Genomic DNA, 20828 nt, shown 5'->3' with positions numbered 1-20828 from the left:
CGACGACGGAGGTGGCATGCGCGCTGCACGGGTGACCCGGCTGGATGGTCCGGACGCGATCGAGGTGGGCCAGGTCGACGAACCCTCGGGTGACGGTGTGGTCGTCGAGGTGCACGCCGCCGGCGCGGCATTCCCCGACGCGCTGCTGACCCGCGGCCTGTATCAATACCGGCCCGAGCCGCCGTTCGTGCTCGGCGCGGAGATCGCCGGCGTGGTGCGGTCGGCCCCCGACGACGCCCACGTCCGCGCCGGCGATCGCGTCGTCGGGCTGACGATGCTGGCCGGCGGCATGGCCGAGGTCGCGATACTGCAGCCCGACCGCGTGTTCAAGCTCCCCGACAACGTCAGCTTCGAGGCCGGTGCCGGCCTGCTGTTCAACGACCTGACGATGTATTTCGCGCTGACCGTGCGGGGCCGGCTGGCCCACGGCGAGACAGTGCTGGTGCACGGCGCGGCCGGCGGTATCGGAACGTCGACGCTGCGGCTGGCGTCGCTGCTGGGGGCATCGCGCAGCATCGCGGTGGTCAGCACGGAAGCCAAGGCCGACGTCGCGACGGCCGCGGGCGCCACCGACGTGGTGTTGGCCGAAGGCTTCAAGGACGCGGTCAAGGAGCTCACCGGCGGTCGCGGCGTCGACATGGTGGTCGACCCGGTCGGCGGGGACCGGTTCACCGATTCCCTGCGCTCGCTCGCCCCGGGCGGACGGCTGCTTGTCATCGGGTTCACCGGCGGGGAGATTCCGACCGTCAAGGTAAACCGCTTGCTGCTCAACAACATTGATGTCGTCGGCGTGGGCTGGGGCGCCTGGACGGCGACGCACCCGAACGCGCTGGCCGAGCAGTGGGACGGGCTCGAGGGTCTGCTCAGCTCGGGGCGGCTGGCCGCGCCCACGCCGGAGGTCTACCCGCTGGAGCAGGCCGCCGCCGCGGTCGCGTCGCTCGAGAATCGCACCGCCAAGGGGAAAGTCGTTCTCCGCGTTCGTGATTGACGCCCCACCGGCCTCCGCGGCGGAGGAGTCGGCCGATTGCCCGCAAACATGGTGCCCTCCGGCCAGAGGCTGGTGTGGCCGGTGTGACTTGCCCTGCGAGCGCACGCAATCGGCCGCCCCTTGTGCGGCTGGAAAACAAAAAGTAATGTCACTTTTAGTTCTGTAAGCCGAGTAGCCACCCCTGGAGTCGTCCCATGGAATCCTTCGTTCACCTGCGAAAAGGGAAAACACCGCGGCGCCTGCACGCCGACCTGGACGGGCTCAAGGACGACGAACTGGGCCGGGGCGGCTTCACCGGCCGCACCGCCAACATGTACCGCCGCAACGACCCCACCGCCTACCGGTCGGCCGGGCCGCTGCGTCCCATCGACGTGCTCGCCGCCGAGCTGAAGCCCAGCGACGCCACCGACGCCTACGGCGGGCCGCTGCTGATGTTTCACAACGACGATTGCCGCATCCTGCTGAGCCGCCGCCACGAGCCGATGCCGTACTACGCCCGCCACGTCGACGGCGACCTGCTGTGCTTCGTGCACCAGGGCGCGGGCCTGCTGGAGACCGAGTTCGGGCCGCTGCGCTACCGGGACGGCGACTGGGTCTACATCCCTAAGGCGTGCACCTGGCGCCAGGTGCCCGACAGCGAGACGACGCTGCTGATGATCGAGGCCACCGACGAGTTCCGGGTGCCGCCGCCCGGCGCGCTGGGCCGCCACTTCCCGTTCGACCCGTCGCAGGCCACCATCCCCGAGCCGGCGCCGATCGACGATGACGGCCGCGACGAGTACGAGGTCCGCCTTGTCCACCAGGGTGGCCCGACAACGCTTTTCTACCAACACAATCCGATCGACGTCGAGGGCTGGCGCGGCGACAACTTCGCGTTTACCTTCAACATCGCCGACTACAACGTGGTCACCTCCGACAGCGTCCACCTGCCGCCGACGGTCCACCTGTTCATGCAGGCGACCGGCGTCTACGTGATGAACTTCCTGCCCAAGCCGGCCGAAGGCGTACCGGGCACCGAACGCACGCCGTGGTATCACCGCAACGTCGACTACGACGAGATCGCGTTCTTCCACGGCGGTTCGCTCTACGGTATCCCGATGCCCCCGGGTCTGATTTCGCATGCGCCGCAAGGGGTTCACCACGGCGCACCGGAGAAGGCGCGGGAACGCGCGCGCCGCAAGTTCGACGAGCATTCGCGAGTGGACTGGCAGGTGATCGCCGTCGACACCCGGCGCCGGCTGACGCCGTCCGCCGAGGTACTCGCCCACGACCTGGGACAGCACTGACCATGAGGACGGTTGTGAAGCACGAATACGAGCGCATCCCTTATCTCGTCGCTTTTCAGAACAATTCCGGCGTCCGCGACGTCTACGGCGGGTTGGCCGAGATCACCGTGCTGGAAAGCTATCTGCTCAAGCCGAAGGACAGGCCGTCGGACACCGTGCTGGTCTTCATGCATCCGATCGGCGGCGGCGCCTACCTGCCGATGATCAACGCGCTGGCCCGCGCCGGCCACCACGTCATCTACTGCAACAGCCGGTTCCGCGGCACGGATTCGGCGCTGCTGATGGAAAAGGTGGTCGAGGATCTCGGCGAATGCATCAAGGACGCCAAGAACCGGCTCGGCTACACCAAGGTGGTGCTCGCCGGGTGGAGCGGGGGCGGCTCGCTGTCGATGTTCTACCAGCAGCAGGCCCAAAAGCCCACCATCACGTCGAGCCCGTCCGGCGACGGGCCCGACCTGACGCAGCTCGACCTGACCCCCGCGGACGGCATCATGCTGCTCGCCGCGCACATCAGCCGGCACGGCACGCTGACCGAATGGCTGGACGCCTCGATCCTCGACGAAACCGACCCGACCAAGCGCGATCCCGAGCTGGACCTGTACAACCCCGACAACCCCAACCAACCGCCCTACAGCCAGGAGTTCGTCGACCGCTACCGGCAGGCGCAGATCGACCGCAACCGTCGCATCACCGCATGGGTGCGGGAAAAGCTGGCCGAATTGCAGGCTGCCGGGCGGCCCGATGACGAGTTCGGGTTCGTCGTGCACGGCACCATGGCCGACCCGCGCTGGCTGGACCCTACGGTCGATCCCAACGAACGCACCCCGGGAACCTGCTACCTGGGCGACCCTCAAGTGGTGAACATGAGCCCCGTCGGGCTGGCCCGCTTTTCCACGCTGCGCGGCTGGCTGTCGCAGTGGAGCTACGACGACGCCCGCGGCGACGGGGTCGACTGCGGGCGCGACCTTGCGATCCCGGCGCTGGTGATCGGCAACCTGGCCGATGACGCCTGCACGCCGAGCCACACCCGTCGGCTCTTCGAGGCGATCGCCCACCCCGACAAGGAGATGCACGAAATCCCCGGCGCCACACACTATTACGCGGGTCCCGACCAGCGCGACAAGCTGCGGGCGGCCGTCGAGATCGTCACCGACTGGCTGGTCCGCCACGATTTCGCGAGCGCCGAATGACCGGTGCGCTGGACGGCATCCGGGTGCTCGAACTGGGCACCCTGATCGCCGGACCATTCGCCGGGCGGCTGCTCGGCGACATGGGCGCCGACGTCATCAAGGTGGAGCCCCCGGGCGCCCCGGACCCGCTGCGCACCTGGGGCCAGGCCGAACTCGACGGGCAACACGTCTTCTGGACCGTTGCCGCGCGCAACAAACGGGCGATCACCCTCGACCTGCGCAAGCCACGCGGGCGCGAGCTGTTCCTCGATCTGATTGCGAAATCCGACATCGTGGTCGAGAACTTCCGACCGGGCACGCTGGAGAAGTGGAACCTGGGCTACGACGTGCTGTCCGAGCGCAACCCCGGCATCATCCTGGTTCGGGTGTCCGGCTACGGCCAGACCGGGCCCGACGCGCACAAGGCCGGCTACGCGTCGGTGGCCGAGGCCGCCAGCGGGCTGCGGCACCTCAACGGCTTTCCCGGCGGTCCACCGCCCCGGCTGGCGCTCTCGCTCGGCGACAGCCTGGCCGGCATGTTCGGCGCCCAGGGCGCGCTGGCCGCACTATACCGGCGCAGCGTCACCGGCCGTGGACAGGTGGTCGACGTGGCGCTGACCGAATCATGTTTGGCGGTACAGGAGTCCACGATCCCCGACTACGACGTCGGCGGCGTGGTGCGCGGCCCGTCGGGCACCCGGCTGGAGGGCATCGCGCCGTCCAACATCTACCGCAGCGCCGACGGCTCCTGGGTCGTGATCGCCGCCAACCAGGACACCGTGTTCGCCCGGCTGAGCAAGGCCATCGGCCGCCCGGAACTGGCCACCGACGAGCGGTTCGCCACCCACGGCGCCCGCGGCCGCAACCAGGACGAACTCGACGAGATCATCGGCGCGTGGGCAGCCGAGCGCGAGCCGGGTGAAATCACCGAAACCCTTTCCGCCGCAGGCGTGATCACGGGCCCCATCAACACCGTCGCCGAGGTCGTCGAGGACCCGCAGCTGCGCGCGCGCGGGATGCTGGTCGACCATTATGACGAACGCATCGGGCGCAACGTCCTGGGGCCCGGCATCGTGCCGGTGCTCTCCGAATCGCCCGGCGCCGTGCGTAACGCCGGCCCCGCGCGCCCGGGCCGACACAACGACGACGTCTACCTCGGGCTGCTGGGCAAGACCGCCGACGAGCTCGACGAGCTCAGGGCCGAGGAGGTGCTATGACACACGTGGACATCCGCGAGGTTTCCCTGCGCGACGGCCTGCAGATAGAGAAGCCAATCCCGTTGGCCGCCAAGCTGGAACTGCTGGCCGCGGTCGCTGCCACCGGGGTGCGGGAGGTCGAGGCCACCGCCTTCGTCTCCCCGTCGAAGGTGCCGTCGATGGCCGACGCCGCCGAACTCGCCGCGCAACTGCACGACTACCCCGACATCGAGTTCTCCGCGCTGGTGGCCAGCCCCAACGGCGCCAAGCGGGCCGTCGCCGCCGGACTGCGGTCGATCGAATACGTGGTGGCCGCCGACGACACGTTCAGCCAGGCCAACGTCGGGCGCACCAGTACGGAGGCCACCAGCCAGATCGACGAGATCGTCGCCATCGCCCACGGCAGCGATGCCACCGTCGAGGTCGTCATCGCCACCGCGTGGGACTCGCCGTTCGAGGGCCCTACCCCGCCGCAGCGGGTGCTCGACATCGCCGCGGCCGCCCGGGACCGCGGCGCCGACCGGCTGTCGATCGCCGACACCATCGGCACCACCACGCCGGGACGGGTGAGTTCGCTGATCGCGCAACTGCTCCCGGTGATCGGCGACATGCCGCTGGGCGGGCATTTTCACAACACCCGCGGCTCCGGGCTGGCCAGCGCGTACGCGGCGGTCGGCGCGGGGGTCACCCGGCTCGACGCCTCGGTCGGCGGGCTCGGCGGCTGCCCATTCGCCCCGGGCGCCACCGGCAACATCGCCACCGAGGATCTGGTGTACCTGCTGACCGACAGCGATGTCGAGGTCGACGTCGACCTGCAGGCGGCCATCGCCGCGGCCGAGGTCGCCAGATCCGTTGTGGGTCACGACTTGCCGAGCTCTCTGTTGCGCGCCGGCGACCGGATGCGGACCTGATGGCGGCCGAACCCTCGACCGTCAAGGGCCGCCAGACCAGGCGGGCCATCGAGCAGGCCGCCCGAAAGTTGTTCGCCGAACGTGGCTTTCACGGCACCACGCTGGCCGACATCACGTCGGCGGCGGGCAAGTCGCCCGCCGTGTTCTACCGGTATTTCGCCGACAAGGAAGACCTGCTGGCCGCCCTGGCCGAGTCGTTTCTGCACGAGGTGGTGGCGCCGTCGGGGTTGAGCGTCGAGCTACCGCAGTCGCCGGACGACGACGCGTTCTTCACGTCGGTGGTCACCGGGTATTGGAACATGTTCAAGCAGAACATCGGCATCATGATCGCGGTGGCCCAGCTGGCCGCCACCCAGCGGCGATTTGCGGCCGTCCAGAACGAATTCCGGCGCTTCGGGATGGACATCGTGGCCGCCTCGGTGCGCCGCGCCCAGGCGCAGGGCTACGGGGCCGAACTGAACCCGCAACACACCGCGGCGGCCATCGCCCTGCTGTTCGAGAACTTCACCACGGTGTTCGTCGGCACCTCGGCTCCGGGGGGCCTCGGCATCAAGATCAGCGACGCGGAGGCCGTCACGACGCTATCGACGGTCTGGAAGAAGACCCTCTACGGCAGCTAAGGAGCGCACACATGGATTTCACCCTCCCCGAACACCTTCCGGGCGTGCTCGCCGAGATGGACGCGTTCATCGAGTCCGAGATCAAGCCGCTGGAGCGCGAGCACATCCAGTACTTCGACCGGCGCCGCGAGCATGCCCGCACCGATTGGGACAACGACGGCATCCCCACCCGCGAGTGGGAGGACCTGCTCGCCGAGATGCGCCGGCGGGCCGATCGGGCGGGCTGGCTGCGCTACGGGCTGCCGGCGTCGCTGGGCGGGCGCGACGGCACCAACGTCGACATGGCCGTCATCCGGGAACACCTGGCGCACAAAGGCCTTGGCCTGCACAACGACCTGCAGAACGAGTCCTCGATCGTCGGGAACTTCCCGCAGGTGATCATGATGGAGCGCTTCGGCACCGACGAGCAGCGCCGCCTGTGGTCGGAGGCGTTGATCACCGGGGAACGGTCCATGGCCTTCGGGCTCACCGAGCCCCGGCACGGCTCGGACGCGACGTGGCTGGAAACGCACGCCCAATCCGACGGGGACGGCTGGGTGATCAACGGCTCCAAGCGCTTCAACACCGGGGTGCACCGCGCGACCCACGACCTGGTCTTCGCCCGCACCTCCGGTGAGCCGGGTTCCGCTGTGGGCATCACCGCGTTCCTGGTGCCGACCGATGCGCCCGGCTTCAACGTTCCCTACTACTGGTGGACGTTCAACATGCCCACCGACCACGGCGAGGTCGAGCTGACCGACGTGCGGGTGCCCGCCGACGCGGTGCTCGGTGAAGTCGGCCGCGGCCTGGCGGTCGCCCAAACCTTCTTGCACGAGAACCGGATTCGGCAGGCGGCCAGCAGCCTGGGCGCCGCGCAGTACTGCATTGACCGCGCCGCCGAATACGCGGCCCAGCGCACGGTGTTCGGCAAGCCGCTGTCGGTCAACCAGGCCGTGCAATGGCCGCTGGCCGAGCTGCAGACCGAAGCCCAGATGGTGCGCCTGCTGGTCCAATACGCGGCCTGGCACCTCGACCGCGACCACCACATGGAGGTCTCGGACAAGGTGTCGATGGCCAACTACCGCGCCAACCGGCTGGTCTGCGACGCCGCCGACCGCGCCATGCAGGTCTTCGGCGGACTGGGCTACAGCCGCCACGAGCCGTTCGAGCACATCTACCGCCATCACCGCCGCTACCGGATCACCGAGGGCGCCGAGGAGATCCAGATCCGCCGGGTGGCGCAGCGGCTGTTCAAATTCGGCCAGCGGTGACCGCCTTGGACCCGGGCGGGGACCTGCCGGGCAAGCTGGCTCGCGTGCTGGCACCGGCGCTCGGTGCCGGCTCCGAAGTCGTTACCATCGAGAACCTGCGCGCGCTGACCGGTGGCGCCAGCCGCACCACCTGGGCGTTCGACGCCGTCGCCGATGCGGACCGCCGCCGGTTGATCCTGCGCACCGGCCCGCCCGACGACGTGCACGCCGGCATGGAGCTCGAGGGCCGCGCCCAGGCCGCGGCCGCGGCCGCCGGCGCCCCTGTCCCCCACATCCTGCTCGCCGACGATTCGGTTGCCGCACTGGGTAATCCGTTTCTGATCTGCGAGGAAATCGCGGGCGAGACCATCGTCCGGCGCATCCAGCGCCGACTCGACGACGCGGGACGGGCGCGCCTGCTCCCCCAGTGCGCGCGGGCGTTGGCGGCCATCCACCGGGCCGATCCGCACATTGCGGGCCTGGCCCGCGAGGACCAGCTCGGCCAGTGGCGCGAGCGCCTCGACGCCATGGGCGACACCACCGCCAGCTTCGAATGGGCGTTTCGCTGGCTCGAGGCCAACCGGCCGCACGAATCCCGGCCGTCGGATCCCGTTCTCGTGCACGGGGACTACCGGATGGGAAACCTCATCGTCGACGGGTCCGACCTGGTCGCCGTCCTGGACTGGGAGCTGGTCCACCTCGGCGACCCGTACGAGGACCTCGCCTGGTTCTGCGTCCGCGCCTGGCGATTCGGCGCCCCGGCCGGCCTCGGCGCCGGCGGCCTCGGCAGCATCGACAGCTTCCTGCGGGCCTACGAGGAGGCCAGCGCGACTACCGTCGACCGGGTGGCGTTCCACTGGTGGCTGGTGCTGGCCACGCTGCGGTGGGGCGTCATCTGCCGCTACCAGGCGGAGCGGCATCTGAGCGGCGACTCCCGATCGGTGGAGCTGGCGACGATCGGCCGCCGGGTCTGCGAAACCGAATGGGATCTGCTCGACTTGCTCGAGGGGGCCGATAGGTGAGCGACAGCATGCACGGCCGTCCGACCGCGTCCGAGTTGATTGCCGCGGTGGCCGAGTTCCTCGAAACCGACGTCCGCGCCGCCACCGACGGACAGGTCAACTTCCATGCCAGAGTGGCCGCCAACGCGTTGCGCATGGTCGAGCGCGAACTGCTCGACGACGGCGGGGTTGACTGCCGAGCCGCGCTGGCCGGCCTGGGTTTCGCCGACGAAAAGGGGCTGGCCGGCGCCATCCGGGCCGGTGAGCTGACCGACCTCCCCGACGCGCAGGTCATCGCCTGCCTGCGCACGCTGGTGGGCCACCGGTTGGCGGCCGCCCACCCCGGATACGAGCACACGGATTAGGAGCCACCATGCCCACTGCCGACGCGCAGACCATTGTCGACGTGGCCGACCGCCTGTTCACCGCGATCGAGAACGGCGAGGTGGCCACGGTCGGCGGGCTATGGAGTGAGGACGTCGCCGTCTGGCGGGTCGGCTCGCGCCGCGATGACGACAAGGCCCGCGCGCTGCGGGTCATCGATTGGTTCATCGGCGCGACGACCGAGCGCCGCTACGAGATCCTCGACCGGCGGCTCTTCGACGGCGGCTTCGTCCAGCAGCACGTCCTGCACGCCACCGGCCAGGCCGGCCAATCGATCTCGTTGCGGGTCTGCATCGTGATCCGGGTGGGTACCCGCGGAATGATCGACCGGATCGACGAGTACTTCGACCCCGCCGGGATCGCACCGCTTTTGTGAGGTGAGCTGACATGACAACGCTGGAATCCCTGCTCAATGACCCCGACCTGGTCGGCGCCTGGACCGTGGTACCGGACCGGTCGGCCATCACCTTCAAAGTCGCCAACATGTGGGGCCTGCTGAACGTCAAGGGCCGCTTCACCGAGTTCACCGGCGAGGGGCAGCTGGCCGGCGCGGGCGCGGTGTCGGGCCGCCTCGACATCCGGGCCGCGTCGCTGGACACCGGTATCGGCCGTCGTGACAAGCACCTGCGTTCGGCCGACTTCTTCGACGTCGAGCGTTTCGGTGACATCAGCGTCGTCGTCAGCGCCGTGCGGCCGACCACCGGCAGGCGCGCCGATCTGCAAACCAGTCTCACGCTCAAAGGCGTCACCGCGCCGCTGACCCTGCCCGTCACGATCACCGAACTCGACGACGGCTCGATCCACATCGCCGGCGAAACCCAAATCGACCGTTCCCAATTCGACCTGGGCTGGAACAAGTTCGGCATGATCGGCACGAAGGCGACGGCCGCCGCGCAAGCGGTATTCGTTCGGGCGCCCCGGTGACGCCGGCGCACCACCAGTACCATCTGACCGTGCCCGAATCCAGCCCCACTGCAACGTTGGTCCTGCGGATCCTCGTCTACAGCGACAACGCCGAGACCCGCGAGGCCGTGATGCGCGCGCTGGGCAAGCACCTGCACCCCGACCTCCCCGAGCTGAGCTACGTCGAGGTGGCAACCGGCCCGATGGTCATCCGGACAATGGACGAGGGTGGCATCGACCTGGCCATCCTCGACGGCGAGGCCACCCCGACCGGCGGCATGGGCATCGCCAAACAGCTCAAAGACGAACTTGCGAGCTGCCCGCCCGTGGTGGTGCTCACCGGCCGCCGCGACGACGCGTGGCTGGCCAGTTGGTCGCGCGCCGAGGCCGCGGTGCCGCATCCGCTCGACCCCATCGTGTTGGGCCGCACCGTGCTGGGGCTGCTGCGCACCCCCACTCGCTAGACCCTGCTCACCTGCGCCGATACCCGGACACACGCCGCCGCACCGTCGACCCCGGCGCGGGAACATCGCAACCCGGCGAATAGCACCACCCCGCGCACGTGCGCGAGTCGCCGCGACGCTATGTTGAAAGTCACTGTGCCGGGCTCCAGACCCAGCCCGTCACAGCAGCCCGGTTACCGCGCGGCCGCTACTAAAAGCCCTTAGCGGCGGCCCCCACGACGGATCATGGAGCGAGTTGAACGTCTACATACCCATCCTGGTGCTGGGCGCCATTGCCACCGCCTTCGCCGTGGGCTCGGTTGCGATCGCGAGCCTGGTCGGCCCGTCGCGGTACAACAAGTCGAAGCTGGCGGCCTACGAATGTGGCATCGAGCCCACCGAATCACCCGTGAGCGGCCCGCACGCGACGGCCGGGCAACGGTTCCCGGTGAAGTACTACCTGACCGCCATGCTGTTCATCATCTTCGACATCGAAATCGTGTTCCTGTACCCGTGGGCGGTCAGCTACGACGCGCTGGGGACTTTCGCGTTGGTCGAGATGGTGGTGTTCATGCTCACGGTCTTCGTGGCCTACGCCTACGTGTGGCGCCGCGGCGGACTGACATGGGATTGAGGGCTGAAATGGGATTGAGGTAGGCGTGGGTCTGGAAGAACAGCTGCCCGGCGGCATCCTGCTGTCAACGGTCGAGAAGGTCGCGGGCTACGTCCGCAAAAATTCGTTGTGGCCGGCGACGTTCGGGCTGGCCTGCTGCGCGATCGAGATGATGGCAACCGCCGGACCGAGGTTCGACATCGCACGGTTCGGCATGGAGCGGTTCTCGGCGACACCGCGCCAGGCCGACCTGATGATCGTGGCCGGACGGGTCAGCCAGAAGATGGCGCCGGTGCTGCGCCAGATCTACGACCAGATGGCCGAACCGAAGTGGGTCCTGTCGATGGGCGTGTGCGCGTCTTCGGGCGGGATGTTCAACAACTACGCGATCGTGCAGGGCGTCGACCACGTCGTCCCGGTCGACATCTACCTCCCCGGCTGCCCGCCCCGCCCGGAGATGCTGCTGTACGCAATCCTCAAGCTGCACGAGAAGATTCAGGAGATGCCGCTGGGCGTCAACCGCGAAACCGCGATCGCCGAGGCCGAGCAGGCGGCGATGGCGGCCCGGCCCACGATCGAAATGCGCGGACTGCTGCGATGAGCTCGCCCGACCAGGACCCCCAGGAAGCAGTCGGCCAAAGCGACGAAAAAGTGATTGACGTCCGGCACGGCATGTTCGGGGTTTACGACACCGGTGACACGTCGGGATACGGAGGGCTGGTGCGGGAGGTCACGCTCCCGGGCAGCAGTCCCCGGCCCTACGGCGGCTACTTCGACGATGTGGTCGACGGCCTCGCCGAGGCGTTGCACAAGAGCGGGGTCGAATTCCACGACGCGATAGAAAGAGTCGTGGTGTACCGCGGCGAGCTGACCCTGGACGTGCGCCGCGAGCTGCTGCCTCAGGTTGCCCAGCGGTTGCGCGACGAACCGCACCTGCGCTTCGAGATGTGCCTGGGCGTCAGCGGGGTGCACTACCCCCACAAGACGGGACGCGAACTGCACGCCGTCTACCCGCTGCAGTCGATCACGCACAATCGCCGCATTCGCTTGGAAGTGGCCGCCCCGGACAGTGATCCGCACATTCCGTCGCTGTTTGCGATCTATCCGACCACCGACTGGCACGAGCGCGAAACCTACGACTTCTTCGGAATCATCTTCGACGGGCACCCGTCGCTGACGCGCATCCAGATGCCCGACGACTGGCACGGGCACCCGCAGCGCAAGGACTATCCCCTCGGCGGCATTCCCGTCGAATACAAAGGGGCGCAAATACCCCCGCCCGACGAGCGGAGAGCCTACAACTGATGACCGAAGCTGATACCGTCCTCGTCGCCGGCGGCCAGGACTGGAACCAGATCGTCGACGCCGCGCGCAACGCGGATCCCGGCGAACGCATCGTCGTCAACATGGGCCCCCAGCACCCGTCCACGCACGGGGTGCTGCGGCTGATCCTCGAGATCGAGGGCGAGACCGTCATCCAGGCCCGATGCGGAATCGGCTACCTGCACACCGGAATCGAAAAGAACCTCGAATACCGCTACTGGACCCAGGGCGTCACCTTCGTGACCCGAATGGATTACCTGTCACCGCTTTTCAACGAGACCGCCTTCTGCCTGGGTGTGGAGAAGCTGCTCGGCATCACCGACGAGATACCCGAACGCGTCAACGTCATCCGGGTCATGATGATGGAGCTCAACCGGATCTCGTCGCACCTGGTCGCGCTGGCGACCGGCGGCATGGAACTGGGCGCGATGACCGCGATGTTCATCGGCTTCCGGGGGCGCGAGTACATCCTCAACATCTTCGAAATGATCACCGGTCTGCGGATGAACCACGGCTACATCCGCCCCGGCGGCGTGGCGCAGGACCTGCCGACCAACGCCAAGGCCGACATCGCGAAATGCCTCGAAGAAGTGCGGAAATCCGTACGGGATTTGGGCGAGCTGCTCAACGAGAACGCGATCTGGAAGGCCCGCACCCAAAACGTCGGCTACCTGGACCTGACCGGATGCGTGGCGCTGGGCATCACCGGCCCGATATTGCGCTCCACCGGACTGCCGCACGACCTGCGCAAAAGCGAACCCTACTGCGGATACGAGAACTACGAATTCGACGTGATGACCGCTGACACCTGTGATGCCTACGGGCGCTACATGATTCGCGTCGACGAGATGTGGGAGTCGCTGAAGATCGTGGAGCAGTGTCTGGACAAGTTGCAGCCGGGCCCGATCATGGTCGAGGACCGCAAGATCGCCTGGCCGGCCGACTTGAAGGTGGGCCCCGACGGCATGGGCAACTCGCAAGAGCACATCGCCAAGATCATGGGCGCCTCGATGGAGGGGCTGATTCACCACTTCAAGTTGGTCACCGAGGGCATCAGGGTGCCGCCGGGCCAGGTCTACACCGCGGTCGAATCGCCGCGCGGGGAGCTCGGCGTGCACATGGTCAGCGACGGCGGCACCCGCCCCTACCGGGTGCACTACCGGGACCCCTCGTTCACCAACCTGCAGGCGGTCGCCGCGATGTGCGAGGGCGGGATGGTCGCCGATCTGATCAGCGCGGTCGCCAGCATCGACCCGGTCATGGGCGGGGTCGACCGGTGACCGGTCCGCAAGGCCAGCCGGTGTTTCTGCGGCTCGGCCCGCCGCCCGAGGAGCCCAACCAGTTCGTGGTGGAGGGTGCGCCACAGTCGTACTCGCCGGAGGTGCGGGAACGACTGGAGCTCGAGGCCAAGGAGATCATCGGCCGCTACCCGGAAAGGCGCTCGGCGCTATTGCCGTTGCTGCACCTGGTGCAGGCCGAGGATTCGTACCTGACGCCGGCCGGTTTGGAGCTGTGTGGTGAGCTGCTGGGGCTGACGGGGGCCGAGGTGGCGGCGGTGGCCAGCTTTTACACGATGTATCGCCGCGGGCCCACCGGCGACTACCTGGTCGGGGTGTGCACCAACACGTTGTGCGCCGTCATGGGCGGCGACGCGATATTCGACGCCCTCACGGAGCATCTGGGTATCGGCAACGACGAGACCACCGAGGACGGCTCGGTCACGCTGCAGCACATCGAATGCAACGCCGCATGCGATTTCGCGCCCGTGGTGATGGTCAATTGGGAGTTCTACGACAACCAGACGCCGGAGTCGGCGCGAGAACTCGTCGACACGCTGCGCTCCGGTGAGCCCGCGACGCCCACCCGCGGCGCTCCGCTGTGCGTCTTCCGCGAGACGTCGCGCATTCTGGCGGGGCGGCCCGACGAACGGGCCGACCAGGGCCAGGGCGGCGCCGGCGCGGCCACCCTGGCCGGTCTGCGGGTGGCAAAGGAACTCGGCATGGACGCGCCGCCCGCGCCGGGAGGCCAGTCATGACCACCGCGCAGGCGACGCCGCTGACTCCGGTGCTGAGCCGCTTTTGGGACGACCCCGAGTCGTGGACGTTGGAGACCTATCACCGCCACGACGGCTACCGGGCGATGAAGAAGGCCCTGACGATGGAGCCCGACGACGTGATCGCCACCGTCAAGGACTCCGGGCTGCGCGGGCGCGGCGGCGCGGGCTTTTCGACCGGGACGAAATGGTCGTTCATCCCGCAGGGCGACACCGGCGCGGCGGCCAAGCCGCACTACCTGGTGGTCAACGCCGACGAGTCGGAACCCGGTACGTGCAAGGACATTCCGTTGATGCTCGCGACGCCGCACGTGCTCGTCGAAGGCGTCATCATCGCCGCGTACGCAATCCGCGCCCACCACGCGTTCATCTACGTGCGCGGCGAAGTGCTGCCGGTGCTGCGCCGCCTGCAGAACGCGGTGGCCGAGGCCTACGCCGCCGGCTATCTGGGCCGCGACATCAACGGCTCGGGCTTCGATCTGGAGTTGGTGGTGCACGCCGGCGCGGGCGCCTACATCTGCGGTGAGGAAACCGCGCTGCTCGACTCGCTGGAGGGCCGGCGCGGGCAGCCGAGGCTGCGGCCGCCGTTCCCCGCGGTGTCGGGTCTGTACGCCTGCCCCACCGTGATCAACAACGTCGAGTCCATCGCCAGCGTGCCGCCCATCATTCTCAACGGCGTCGAGTGGTTCCGGTCGATGGGCAACGAGAAATCGCCCGGCTTCACGCTGTATTCGCTGTCGGGTCACGTCGCCCGCCCGGGCCAGTACGAGGCGCCCCTGGGAATCACGTTGCGCGAGTTGCTCGAATACGCCGGCGGGGTGCGGGCCGGGCATCGGCTCAAGTTCTGGACACCGGGCGGGTCGTCGACACCGATCCTCACCGAGGAGCACCTCGACGTGCCGCTGGACTACGAGGGCGTGGGCGGGGCCGGTTCCATGCTGGGCACCAAGGCGCTGCAGATTTTCGACGAGACCACGTGCGTGGTGCGTGCGGCCCGGCGCTGGTCGGAGTTCTACAAGCACGAGTCATGCGGCAAATGCACGCCGTGTCGCGAGGGCACCTACTGGCTGGTTCCGATCTACGAGCGGCTGGAAACCGGCCGGGGCACCCAAGAGGATCTGGACACGCTGCTCGACATTGCCGACGTGCTGTTCGGAAAGTCGTTCTGCGCGTTGGGCGATGGCGCGGCGATGCCGGTGCAGTCGTCGATCAAGTACTTTCGCGACGAGTATGTCGCCCACGTCGAGGGCGGCGGTTGCCCGTTCGACCCTCGAGACTCGATGCTGATGGCTGACGGAGGTAAGGCGTGACGCGCGCCGGCGACGATGCAGAACGAACTGACGTGGGGGCACTCCCCAGCTTCACGGGGGCCCCACCCGCTTGCGGGGGAAAGGAGCGGCGCCAATGACGCAGGCGGCCAAACCTGAGACCGGCGACGGGGTGGCCCAGCCGGAGATGGTGACGTTGACCATCGACGACGTCGAAGTCACCGTTCCCAAAGGAACTTTGGTGATCCGCGCGGCCGAGTTGCTGGGCATCCAGATCCCGCGGTTCTGCGAGCACCCGTTGTTGGACCCCGTCGGCGCGTGCCGGCAGTGCATCGTGGAGATCGAGGGCCAGCGCAAGCCGATGACGTCGTGCACGGTGGTGGCCACCGACGACATGGTGGTGCGCACCCAGCTGACGTCGGAGGTGGCCGACAAGGCGCAGCACCTGGTGATGGAGCTGCTGTTGATCAACCACCCGCTGGACTGCCCGATGTGCGACAAGGGCGGCGAGTGCCCGTTGCAGAACCAGGCCATGTCCAACGGCCGGCCCGAGAGCCGCTTCCACGACGACAAGCGGCGCTTCGCCAAACCCATCAACATCTCGTCGCAGGTGCTGCTGGACCGGGAGCGCTGCATTTCGTGCGTGCGCTGCACCCGGTTCTCCGACCAGATCGCCGGCGACAAATTTATCGACGTGCTCGAGCGCGGCGCGCAGCAGCAGATCGGCATCTACGCCAATGAGCCGTTCAACTCCTACTTTTCGGGCAACACGGTGCAGATCTGCCCGGTGGGTGCGCTGACCGGGACGGCCTACCGTTTCCGGGCCCGCCCGTTCGACCTGGTCTCCAGCCCCAGCGTGTGCGAGCACTGCGCGTCGGGGTGCGCCCAGCGCACCGACCATCGCCGCGGCAAGGTGCTGCGCCGGCTGGCCGGCGACGACCCCGAAGTCAACGAGGAATGGAACTGCGACAAGGGCCGGTGGGCCTTCACCTACGCGACCCAGCCCGACGTGATCACCACCCCCCTGATCCGGGACGCGAACGGCGAACTGCAGCCGGCGTCGTGGTCGCACGCGATCGTGGCAGCGGCCCAGGGGCTCGAGGCGGCCCGCGGACGGACCGGCGTGCTGGTCGGCGGGCGGGCCACCTGGGAAGACGCCTACGCCTACGCGAAGTTCGCGCGAATCGTGTTGGACACCAACGATATCGACTTCCGCGCGCGACCACACTCCGCCGAAGAGGCCGACTTCCTGGCGTCCCGCGTCGCCGGCCGGCCGGTCACGGTCAGCTACTCCGACCTGGAGTCGGCGCCGGTGGTGGTCCTGGCCGGGTTCGAGCCGGAAGACGAGTCGCCGATCGTGTTCCTGCGGTTGCGCAAGGCCGCCCGCAAGAACGGTGTGCCCGTGTTCGCGGTCGCGCCGTTCGCCACCCGCGCGCTGACCAAGATGTCGGGCAAGCTGATCGAAACCGTTCCCGGCGCCGAGGCGGCGGCGTTGGACGGGCTGGCCGGCGGTGACGTCGGAAAGCTGCTCTCCAAACCCGGCGCCGTCATCATGGTCGGCGAACGCCTGGCCACGGCACCCGGCGGGTTGTCCGCCGCGGCGCGCCTCGCCGAGGCCACCGGCGCCCGGCTGGCGTGGGTGCCGCGCCGGGCCGGGGAGCGCGGCGCGCTGGAGGCCGGCGCACTGCACTCGCTGCTGCCCGGCGGCCGCCCGGTTGCCGACGACGCCGCCCGCACGCAGGTCGCCGCGGCGTGGAACGTCGACGAATTGCCTTCTGCCGCTGGGCGTGACGCCGACGCCATCCTGGCCGCCGCCGCCGACGGATCCCTGGCCGCACTGCTGGTCGGCGGCGTCGAACCGAACGACTTCGCCGACCCCGAAGTGGTGCTGGCCGCGCTGGACTCCGTCGGTTTCCTGGTCAGCCTCGAGCTGCGGCACAGTCCCGTCACCGAACGCGCCGACGTGGTGTTCCCGGTCGCGCCGACGACCCAGAAGTCCGGTGCGTTCGTCAACTGGGAGGGCCGCTACCGCCCGTTCGAATCGGCGTTTCGCGGCACCAGCCAGCAAGCCGGCGAATCCGACCACCGGGTGCTCGACACGCTGGCCGACGAGATGGGCGTCTACCTGGGAACGACGACGGTCGAGGCGGCCCGCGAGGAGCTGGCGGGGCTGGGGACGTGGGACGGCGAACACGCCGCCGCGCCTCAGGTCGCGGCCCCCGAACCGCCCCGGCCCGAAAAAGGGCAAGCCGTGCTGGCCGGGTGGCGGCTGCTGCTCGACGAGGGCCGGATGCAGGACGGCGAACCGCATCTGGCGGGCACCGCACGCGAACCCGCCGTTCGGCTGTCGGCGGGCACCGCCGCCGAGATCGGTGCCGCCGACGGCGAGCACGTCACGGTCGGCACGGCGCGCGGATCGATCTCGCTGCCGCTGAGCGTCACCGACATGCCCGACCGGGTGGTGTGGCTTCCGCTGAACTCGTCGGGTTCGGCGGTGCACCGGAAATTGGGCGTCACCGTCGGCAGCATCGTGGACATTGGAGCGGGCGCATGACCTCGCTTAGCGCCTTCGGGCACGACACCTGGTGGTTGGTGCTGGGCAAGGCGCTGGCCATCTTCGTCTTCCTCATGCTCAACGTGCTGGTCGCGATCTTGCTCGAACGCAAGATTCTTGGCTGGATGCAGCTGCGGCCCGGCCCCAACCGGGTGGGGCCGTGGGGCGCCCTGCAAAGCCTGGCCGACGGGATCAAGCTGGCGCTGAAGGAAAGCATCACCCCTGGCGGCGTCGACAAGTTCGTTTACTTTGCGGCGCCGGTCTTTTCGGTGATCCCCGCGTTCACCGCGTTCGCGTTCATCCCGTTCGGCCCGGTGGTGTCGGTGTTCGGACACCGGACGCCGTTGCAGCTGACCGACCTGCCGGTCGCGGTGTTGTTCATCCTGGGCCTCTCGGCGATCGGCGTGTACGGCATCGTGCTGGGCGGCTGGGCGTCGGGATCGACCTACCCGCTGCTGGGTGGGGTGCGCTCCACGGCTCAGGTCATCTCCTACGAGGTCGCGATGGGCCTGTCCTTCGCCACGGTGTTCCTCTACGCCGGCTCCATGTCGACGTCGCAGATCGTGAACGCACAGGACCGGGTGTGGTACGTGTTCTGGTTGCTGCCGTCGTTCGTGATCTACCTGATCTCCATGGTCGGCGAAACCAACAGGGCGCCATTCGATTTGCCCGAGGCCGAGGGCGAGCTGGTCGCCGGGTTCCACACCGAGTACTCGTCGCTGAAGTTCGCCATGTTCATGCTGGCCGAGTACGTCAACATGATGACGGTCTCGTCGCTGGCAACGGTCATGTTCTTCGGGGGCTGGCATGCCCCGTGGCCGCTGAACATGTGGCCGGGAGCCAACCTCGGCTGGTGGCCGGTGCTCTGGTTCACCGTCAAGATGTGGGCCTTCCTGTTCATCTACATGTGGCTGCGCGCCACGCTGCCCCGGCTGCGCTACGACCAGTTCATGGCTTTGGGCTGGAAGCTGCTCATCCCGGCATCACTCGTGTGGATACTGATCGCGGCGGTCATCCGCACGTTGCGCAACCAGGGGTATGCGCATTGGACCCCGCTGCTGGTGATCAGCAGCATCGTGGTGGCCTCGGCGGTGGTGCTGCTGTTGCGAAAACCGTTCACCACACCGGGCATTCGCGCGATGGAGCGGCAGCTGCGCCGGCAGCGCGGCCAAGTCTCGACGTCGCAGGACGCAGAGGGCCCTGGGCCGGCCTTTCCGACACCGCCGCTACCGGCCGCCAGCAAGGAGAAAGCACGTGCCTAAGTTCCTCGACGCCATAGCGGGTTTCGGTGTGACGCTCGGTTCGATGTTCAAAAAGAGGGTCACCGAGGAATATCCGGAGAAGCCGGGGCCGGTCGCGCCGCGCTACCACGGCCGCCACCAACTCAACCGCTACCCCGACGGCCTGGAGAAGTGCATCGGGTGCGAGCTGTGCGCCTGGGCCTGCCCCGCCGACGCGATCTACGTCGAGGGCGCCGACAACACCGAGGAGCTGAGGTATTCGCCCGGGGAACGCTACGGACGGGTGTACCAGATCAACTACCTGCGCTGCATCGGGTGCGGACTGTGCATCGAGGCCTGCCCGACCAGGGCCCTGACGATGACCAACAACTACGAGATGGCCGACGACAACCGCGCGGATCTGATCTACGAGAAGGACCGGCTGCTCGCCCCGCTGCTGCAAGACATGCTCGCGCCGCCCCACCCGAGGGCGGCCGGCGCCACCGACAAGGACTACTACCAGGGCAACGTGACCGCCGAGGGCTTGCGCGAGGCCGAAAGCGCCGGGGACACAAGGTGACCGGGTACTTGGCGACAGAGGCGATCGTTCGCACCTCCACCGGTGAGGCCGTGACGTTCTGGGTGCTGGGCACGCTGGCGCTGGTCGGTGCGCTGGGGGTGGTACTGGCGGTCAACGCCGTCTACTCGGCGATGTTCCTGGCGATGACGATGATCATCCTCGCGGTGTTCTACATGATCCAGGACGCACTGTTTTTGGGCGTCGTCCAAGTGGTGGTCTACACCGGCGCGGTGATGATGCTGTTCCTGTTCGTGCTCATGCTGATCGGCGTGGACTCCGCGGAATCACTGAAGGAGACGCTGCGCGGCCAGCGTGTCGCATCGGTGTTGACCGGCATCGGGTTCGGCGTGCTGCTGCTGGCCGGCATCGGCAACGTGGCGACCGGCAGTTTCGTCGGGCTCACCACCGCCAACGCCAACGGCAACGTGGAAGGCCTGGCCGCCCTGATCTTTTCGCGCTACCTGTGGGCGTTCGAGTTGACCAGCGCGCTGCTGATCACCGCGGCCGTCGGGGCGATGGTGCTCGCGCACCGGGAGCGATTCGAGCGTCGCAAGACCCAGCGCGAGCTGGCCGAGGAACGCTTCCGGCCCGGCGGGCGACCCACCCCGCTGCCCAACCCGGGCGTCTACGCACGCCAGAACGCGGTCGACGTGGCCGCGCTGCTGCCCGACGGCTCCTACTCGGAGCTGTCGGTATCCCCCATCCTGCGGATCCGCGGCGCCGACGGGAACGAGGTCGGAGAACTCCGAGCGACTCGCTCCCCCGAAGCCGTGACAGGCGGCACGTCATGAATCCGGCAAACTACCTCTACCTTTCGGCCCTGCTGTTCACCATCGGGGCCGCCGGAGTGCTGTTGCGCCGCAACGCCATCGTGATGTTCATGTGCGTCGAGCTGATGCTCAACGCCGTGAACCTGGCGTTCGTCACGTTCGCGCGCATGCACGGCCATCTCGACGGCCAGATGATCGCGTTCTTCACGATGGTGGTGGCCGCGTGCGAGGTCGTCGTGGGCCTGGCCATCATCATGACGATTTTCCGTGCCCGCAAATCCGCGTCGGTCGACGACGCCAACCTACTCAAAGGCTGA

At 68.3% G+C, this 20828-nt stretch carries 23 protein-coding genes; all 23 read left to right on the top strand.

The annotated features are described in order from the left end of the window. Nucleotides 1-16 precede the first annotated feature (16 nt). The 23 genes from AC5Y43_RS05340 (at nucleotide 17) to nuoK (ending at nucleotide 20828) form a co-directional block, all read left to right on the top strand. A complete protein-coding gene (locus AC5Y43_RS05340; RefSeq protein WP_499970041.1) occupies nucleotides 17-988 on the top strand; it encodes an NADPH:quinone oxidoreductase family protein in 972 nt (323 codons plus the stop codon). A gap of 194 nt (nucleotides 989-1182) precedes the next feature. Beyond that, entirely contained in the window at nucleotides 1183-2274 is a 1092-nt protein-coding gene (locus AC5Y43_RS05335; protein WP_499970039.1) for a homogentisate 1,2-dioxygenase, read from the top strand. Nucleotides 2275-2288: 14 nt separating this feature from the next. After that, the gene (locus tag AC5Y43_RS05330; protein ID WP_499970457.1) at nucleotides 2289-3464 is read left to right on the top strand and encodes an alpha/beta hydrolase family protein; all 1176 of its coding nucleotides are present in this window, start codon (nucleotides 2289-2291) and stop codon (nucleotides 3462-3464) included. Beyond that, on the top strand, nucleotides 3461-4660 hold the full coding sequence (locus AC5Y43_RS05325; RefSeq protein ID WP_499970038.1) for a CaiB/BaiF CoA transferase family protein: 1200 nt from the start codon (nucleotides 3461-3463) through the stop codon (nucleotides 4658-4660). The genes AC5Y43_RS05330 and AC5Y43_RS05325 overlap by 4 nt, the downstream gene beginning before the upstream one ends. Beyond that, nucleotides 4657-5550: a hydroxymethylglutaryl-CoA lyase gene (locus AC5Y43_RS05320; protein WP_499970036.1), complete on the top strand. Its 894-nt coding sequence runs from the start codon at nucleotides 4657-4659 to the stop codon at nucleotides 5548-5550. The genes AC5Y43_RS05325 and AC5Y43_RS05320 overlap by 4 nt, the downstream gene beginning before the upstream one ends. After that, on the top strand, nucleotides 5550-6170 hold the full coding sequence (locus tag AC5Y43_RS05315; RefSeq protein WP_499970035.1) for a TetR/AcrR family transcriptional regulator: 621 nt from the start codon (nucleotides 5550-5552) through the stop codon (nucleotides 6168-6170). The genes AC5Y43_RS05320 and AC5Y43_RS05315 overlap by 1 nt, the downstream gene beginning before the upstream one ends. Before the next feature lie 11 nt (nucleotides 6171-6181). Beyond that, nucleotides 6182-7420 carry an acyl-CoA dehydrogenase family protein gene (locus tag AC5Y43_RS05310; RefSeq protein ID WP_499970033.1) on the top strand — a complete coding sequence of 413 codons (1239 nt, stop codon included), beginning with the start codon at nucleotides 6182-6184 and terminating at the stop codon, nucleotides 7418-7420. 5 nt (nucleotides 7421-7425) lie between these two features. Next, entirely contained in the window at nucleotides 7426-8421 is a 996-nt protein-coding gene (locus AC5Y43_RS05305; protein WP_499970455.1) for a phosphotransferase family protein, read from the top strand. Nucleotides 8422-8429: 8 nt separating this feature from the next. Then, complete coding sequence (locus AC5Y43_RS05300) at nucleotides 8430-8765, top strand: DUF6285 domain-containing protein (protein ID WP_499970453.1); 336 nt, start codon at nucleotides 8430-8432, stop codon at nucleotides 8763-8765. Between the two features lie 8 nt (nucleotides 8766-8773). Next, nucleotides 8774-9160 (top strand): nuclear transport factor 2 family protein, encoded by a 387-nt coding sequence (locus tag AC5Y43_RS05295; RefSeq protein ID WP_499970031.1) that lies wholly within the window; start codon nucleotides 8774-8776, stop codon nucleotides 9158-9160. Nucleotides 9161-9171: 11 nt separating this feature from the next. Then, entirely contained in the window at nucleotides 9172-9708 is a 537-nt protein-coding gene (locus tag AC5Y43_RS05290) for a YceI family protein (RefSeq protein WP_499970029.1), read from the top strand. Nucleotides 9709-9764: 56 nt separating this feature from the next. Beyond that, nucleotides 9765-10151, top strand: coding sequence for an Rv3143 family two-component system response regulator (locus tag AC5Y43_RS05285; RefSeq protein WP_499970451.1), 387 nt, complete (start codon nucleotides 9765-9767; stop codon nucleotides 10149-10151). Nucleotides 10152-10386: 235 nt separating this feature from the next. Next, entirely contained in the window at nucleotides 10387-10764 is a 378-nt protein-coding gene (locus AC5Y43_RS05280; protein WP_499970027.1) for an NADH-quinone oxidoreductase subunit A, read from the top strand. Between the two features lie 25 nt (nucleotides 10765-10789). Continuing rightward, nucleotides 10790-11344 (top strand): NuoB/complex I 20 kDa subunit family protein, encoded by a 555-nt coding sequence (locus tag AC5Y43_RS05275; RefSeq protein WP_499970023.1) that lies wholly within the window; start codon nucleotides 10790-10792, stop codon nucleotides 11342-11344. After that, the gene (locus AC5Y43_RS05270; RefSeq protein WP_499970021.1) at nucleotides 11341-12048 is read left to right on the top strand and encodes an NADH-quinone oxidoreductase subunit C; all 708 of its coding nucleotides are present in this window, start codon (nucleotides 11341-11343) and stop codon (nucleotides 12046-12048) included. The genes AC5Y43_RS05275 and AC5Y43_RS05270 overlap by 4 nt, the downstream gene beginning before the upstream one ends. Beyond that, the gene (nuoD, locus tag AC5Y43_RS05265) at nucleotides 12048-13346 is read left to right on the top strand and encodes an NADH dehydrogenase (quinone) subunit D (RefSeq protein ID WP_499970020.1); all 1299 of its coding nucleotides are present in this window, start codon (nucleotides 12048-12050) and stop codon (nucleotides 13344-13346) included. Before AC5Y43_RS05270 ends, nuoD begins: the two co-directional genes overlap by 1 nt. Further along, on the top strand, nucleotides 13343-14101 hold the full coding sequence (gene nuoE, locus AC5Y43_RS05260; RefSeq protein ID WP_499970018.1) for an NADH-quinone oxidoreductase subunit NuoE: 759 nt from the start codon (nucleotides 13343-13345) through the stop codon (nucleotides 14099-14101). The genes nuoD and nuoE overlap by 4 nt, the downstream gene beginning before the upstream one ends. Then, nucleotides 14098-15429: an NADH-quinone oxidoreductase subunit NuoF gene (gene nuoF, locus AC5Y43_RS05255; protein WP_499970017.1), complete on the top strand. Its 1332-nt coding sequence runs from the start codon at nucleotides 14098-14100 to the stop codon at nucleotides 15427-15429. The genes nuoE and nuoF overlap by 4 nt, the downstream gene beginning before the upstream one ends. Before the next feature lie 94 nt (nucleotides 15430-15523). Continuing rightward, nucleotides 15524-17941, top strand: a complete 2418-nt coding sequence (locus AC5Y43_RS05250; protein WP_499970015.1) for an NADH-quinone oxidoreductase subunit G — start codon at nucleotides 15524-15526, stop codon at nucleotides 17939-17941. Beyond that, a complete protein-coding gene (nuoH, locus tag AC5Y43_RS05245) occupies nucleotides 17938-19203 on the top strand; it encodes an NADH-quinone oxidoreductase subunit NuoH (protein WP_499970014.1) in 1266 nt (421 codons plus the stop codon). The genes AC5Y43_RS05250 and nuoH overlap by 4 nt, the downstream gene beginning before the upstream one ends. Beyond that, on the top strand, nucleotides 19196-19741 hold the full coding sequence (gene nuoI, locus AC5Y43_RS05240) for an NADH-quinone oxidoreductase subunit NuoI (RefSeq protein WP_499970012.1): 546 nt from the start codon (nucleotides 19196-19198) through the stop codon (nucleotides 19739-19741). Before nuoH ends, nuoI begins: the two co-directional genes overlap by 8 nt. After that, nucleotides 19738-20532, top strand: a complete 795-nt coding sequence (locus AC5Y43_RS05235) for an NADH-quinone oxidoreductase subunit J (RefSeq protein WP_499970010.1) — start codon at nucleotides 19738-19740, stop codon at nucleotides 20530-20532. The genes nuoI and AC5Y43_RS05235 overlap by 4 nt, the downstream gene beginning before the upstream one ends. Then, a complete protein-coding gene (gene nuoK, locus AC5Y43_RS05230; protein ID WP_047313174.1) occupies nucleotides 20529-20828 on the top strand; it encodes an NADH-quinone oxidoreductase subunit NuoK in 300 nt (99 codons plus the stop codon). Before AC5Y43_RS05235 ends, nuoK begins: the two co-directional genes overlap by 4 nt.

This window comes from Mycobacterium sp. NGS57, from assembly GCF_059812405.1.
Note: the sequence above shows the minus strand (reverse complement) of the source record. Positions and strands in the feature narration are given on the sequence as shown.

Coding starts and splice junctions, on each gene's coding strand:
- nuoD (WP_499970020.1), top strand. CDS start 12,048: ATGACCGAAGCTGATACCGTCCTCGTCGCCGGCGGCCAGGACTGGAAC.
- nuoH (WP_499970014.1), top strand. CDS start 17,938: ATGACCTCGCTTAGCGCCTTCGGGCACGACACCTGGTGGTTGGTGCTG.
- AC5Y43_RS05340 (WP_499970041.1), top strand. CDS start 17: ATGCGCGCTGCACGGGTGACCCGGCTGGATGGTCCGGACGCGATCGAG.
- AC5Y43_RS05300 (WP_499970453.1), top strand. CDS start 8,430: ATGCACGGCCGTCCGACCGCGTCCGAGTTGATTGCCGCGGTGGCCGAG.
- AC5Y43_RS05320 (WP_499970036.1), top strand. CDS start 4,657: ATGACACACGTGGACATCCGCGAGGTTTCCCTGCGCGACGGCCTGCAG.
- nuoK (WP_047313174.1), top strand. CDS start 20,529: ATGAATCCGGCAAACTACCTCTACCTTTCGGCCCTGCTGTTCACCATC.
- AC5Y43_RS05310 (WP_499970033.1), top strand. CDS start 6,182: ATGGATTTCACCCTCCCCGAACACCTTCCGGGCGTGCTCGCCGAGATG.
- AC5Y43_RS05335 (WP_499970039.1), top strand. CDS start 1,183: ATGGAATCCTTCGTTCACCTGCGAAAAGGGAAAACACCGCGGCGCCTG.
- AC5Y43_RS05290 (WP_499970029.1), top strand. CDS start 9,172: ATGACAACGCTGGAATCCCTGCTCAATGACCCCGACCTGGTCGGCGCC.
- AC5Y43_RS05250 (WP_499970015.1), top strand. CDS start 15,524: ATGACGCAGGCGGCCAAACCTGAGACCGGCGACGGGGTGGCCCAGCCG.
- AC5Y43_RS05325 (WP_499970038.1), top strand. CDS start 3,461: ATGACCGGTGCGCTGGACGGCATCCGGGTGCTCGAACTGGGCACCCTG.
- nuoF (WP_499970017.1), top strand. CDS start 14,098: ATGACCACCGCGCAGGCGACGCCGCTGACTCCGGTGCTGAGCCGCTTT.
- AC5Y43_RS05270 (WP_499970021.1), top strand. CDS start 11,341: ATGAGCTCGCCCGACCAGGACCCCCAGGAAGCAGTCGGCCAAAGCGAC.
- AC5Y43_RS05315 (WP_499970035.1), top strand. CDS start 5,550: ATGGCGGCCGAACCCTCGACCGTCAAGGGCCGCCAGACCAGGCGGGCC.
- AC5Y43_RS05295 (WP_499970031.1), top strand. CDS start 8,774: ATGCCCACTGCCGACGCGCAGACCATTGTCGACGTGGCCGACCGCCTG.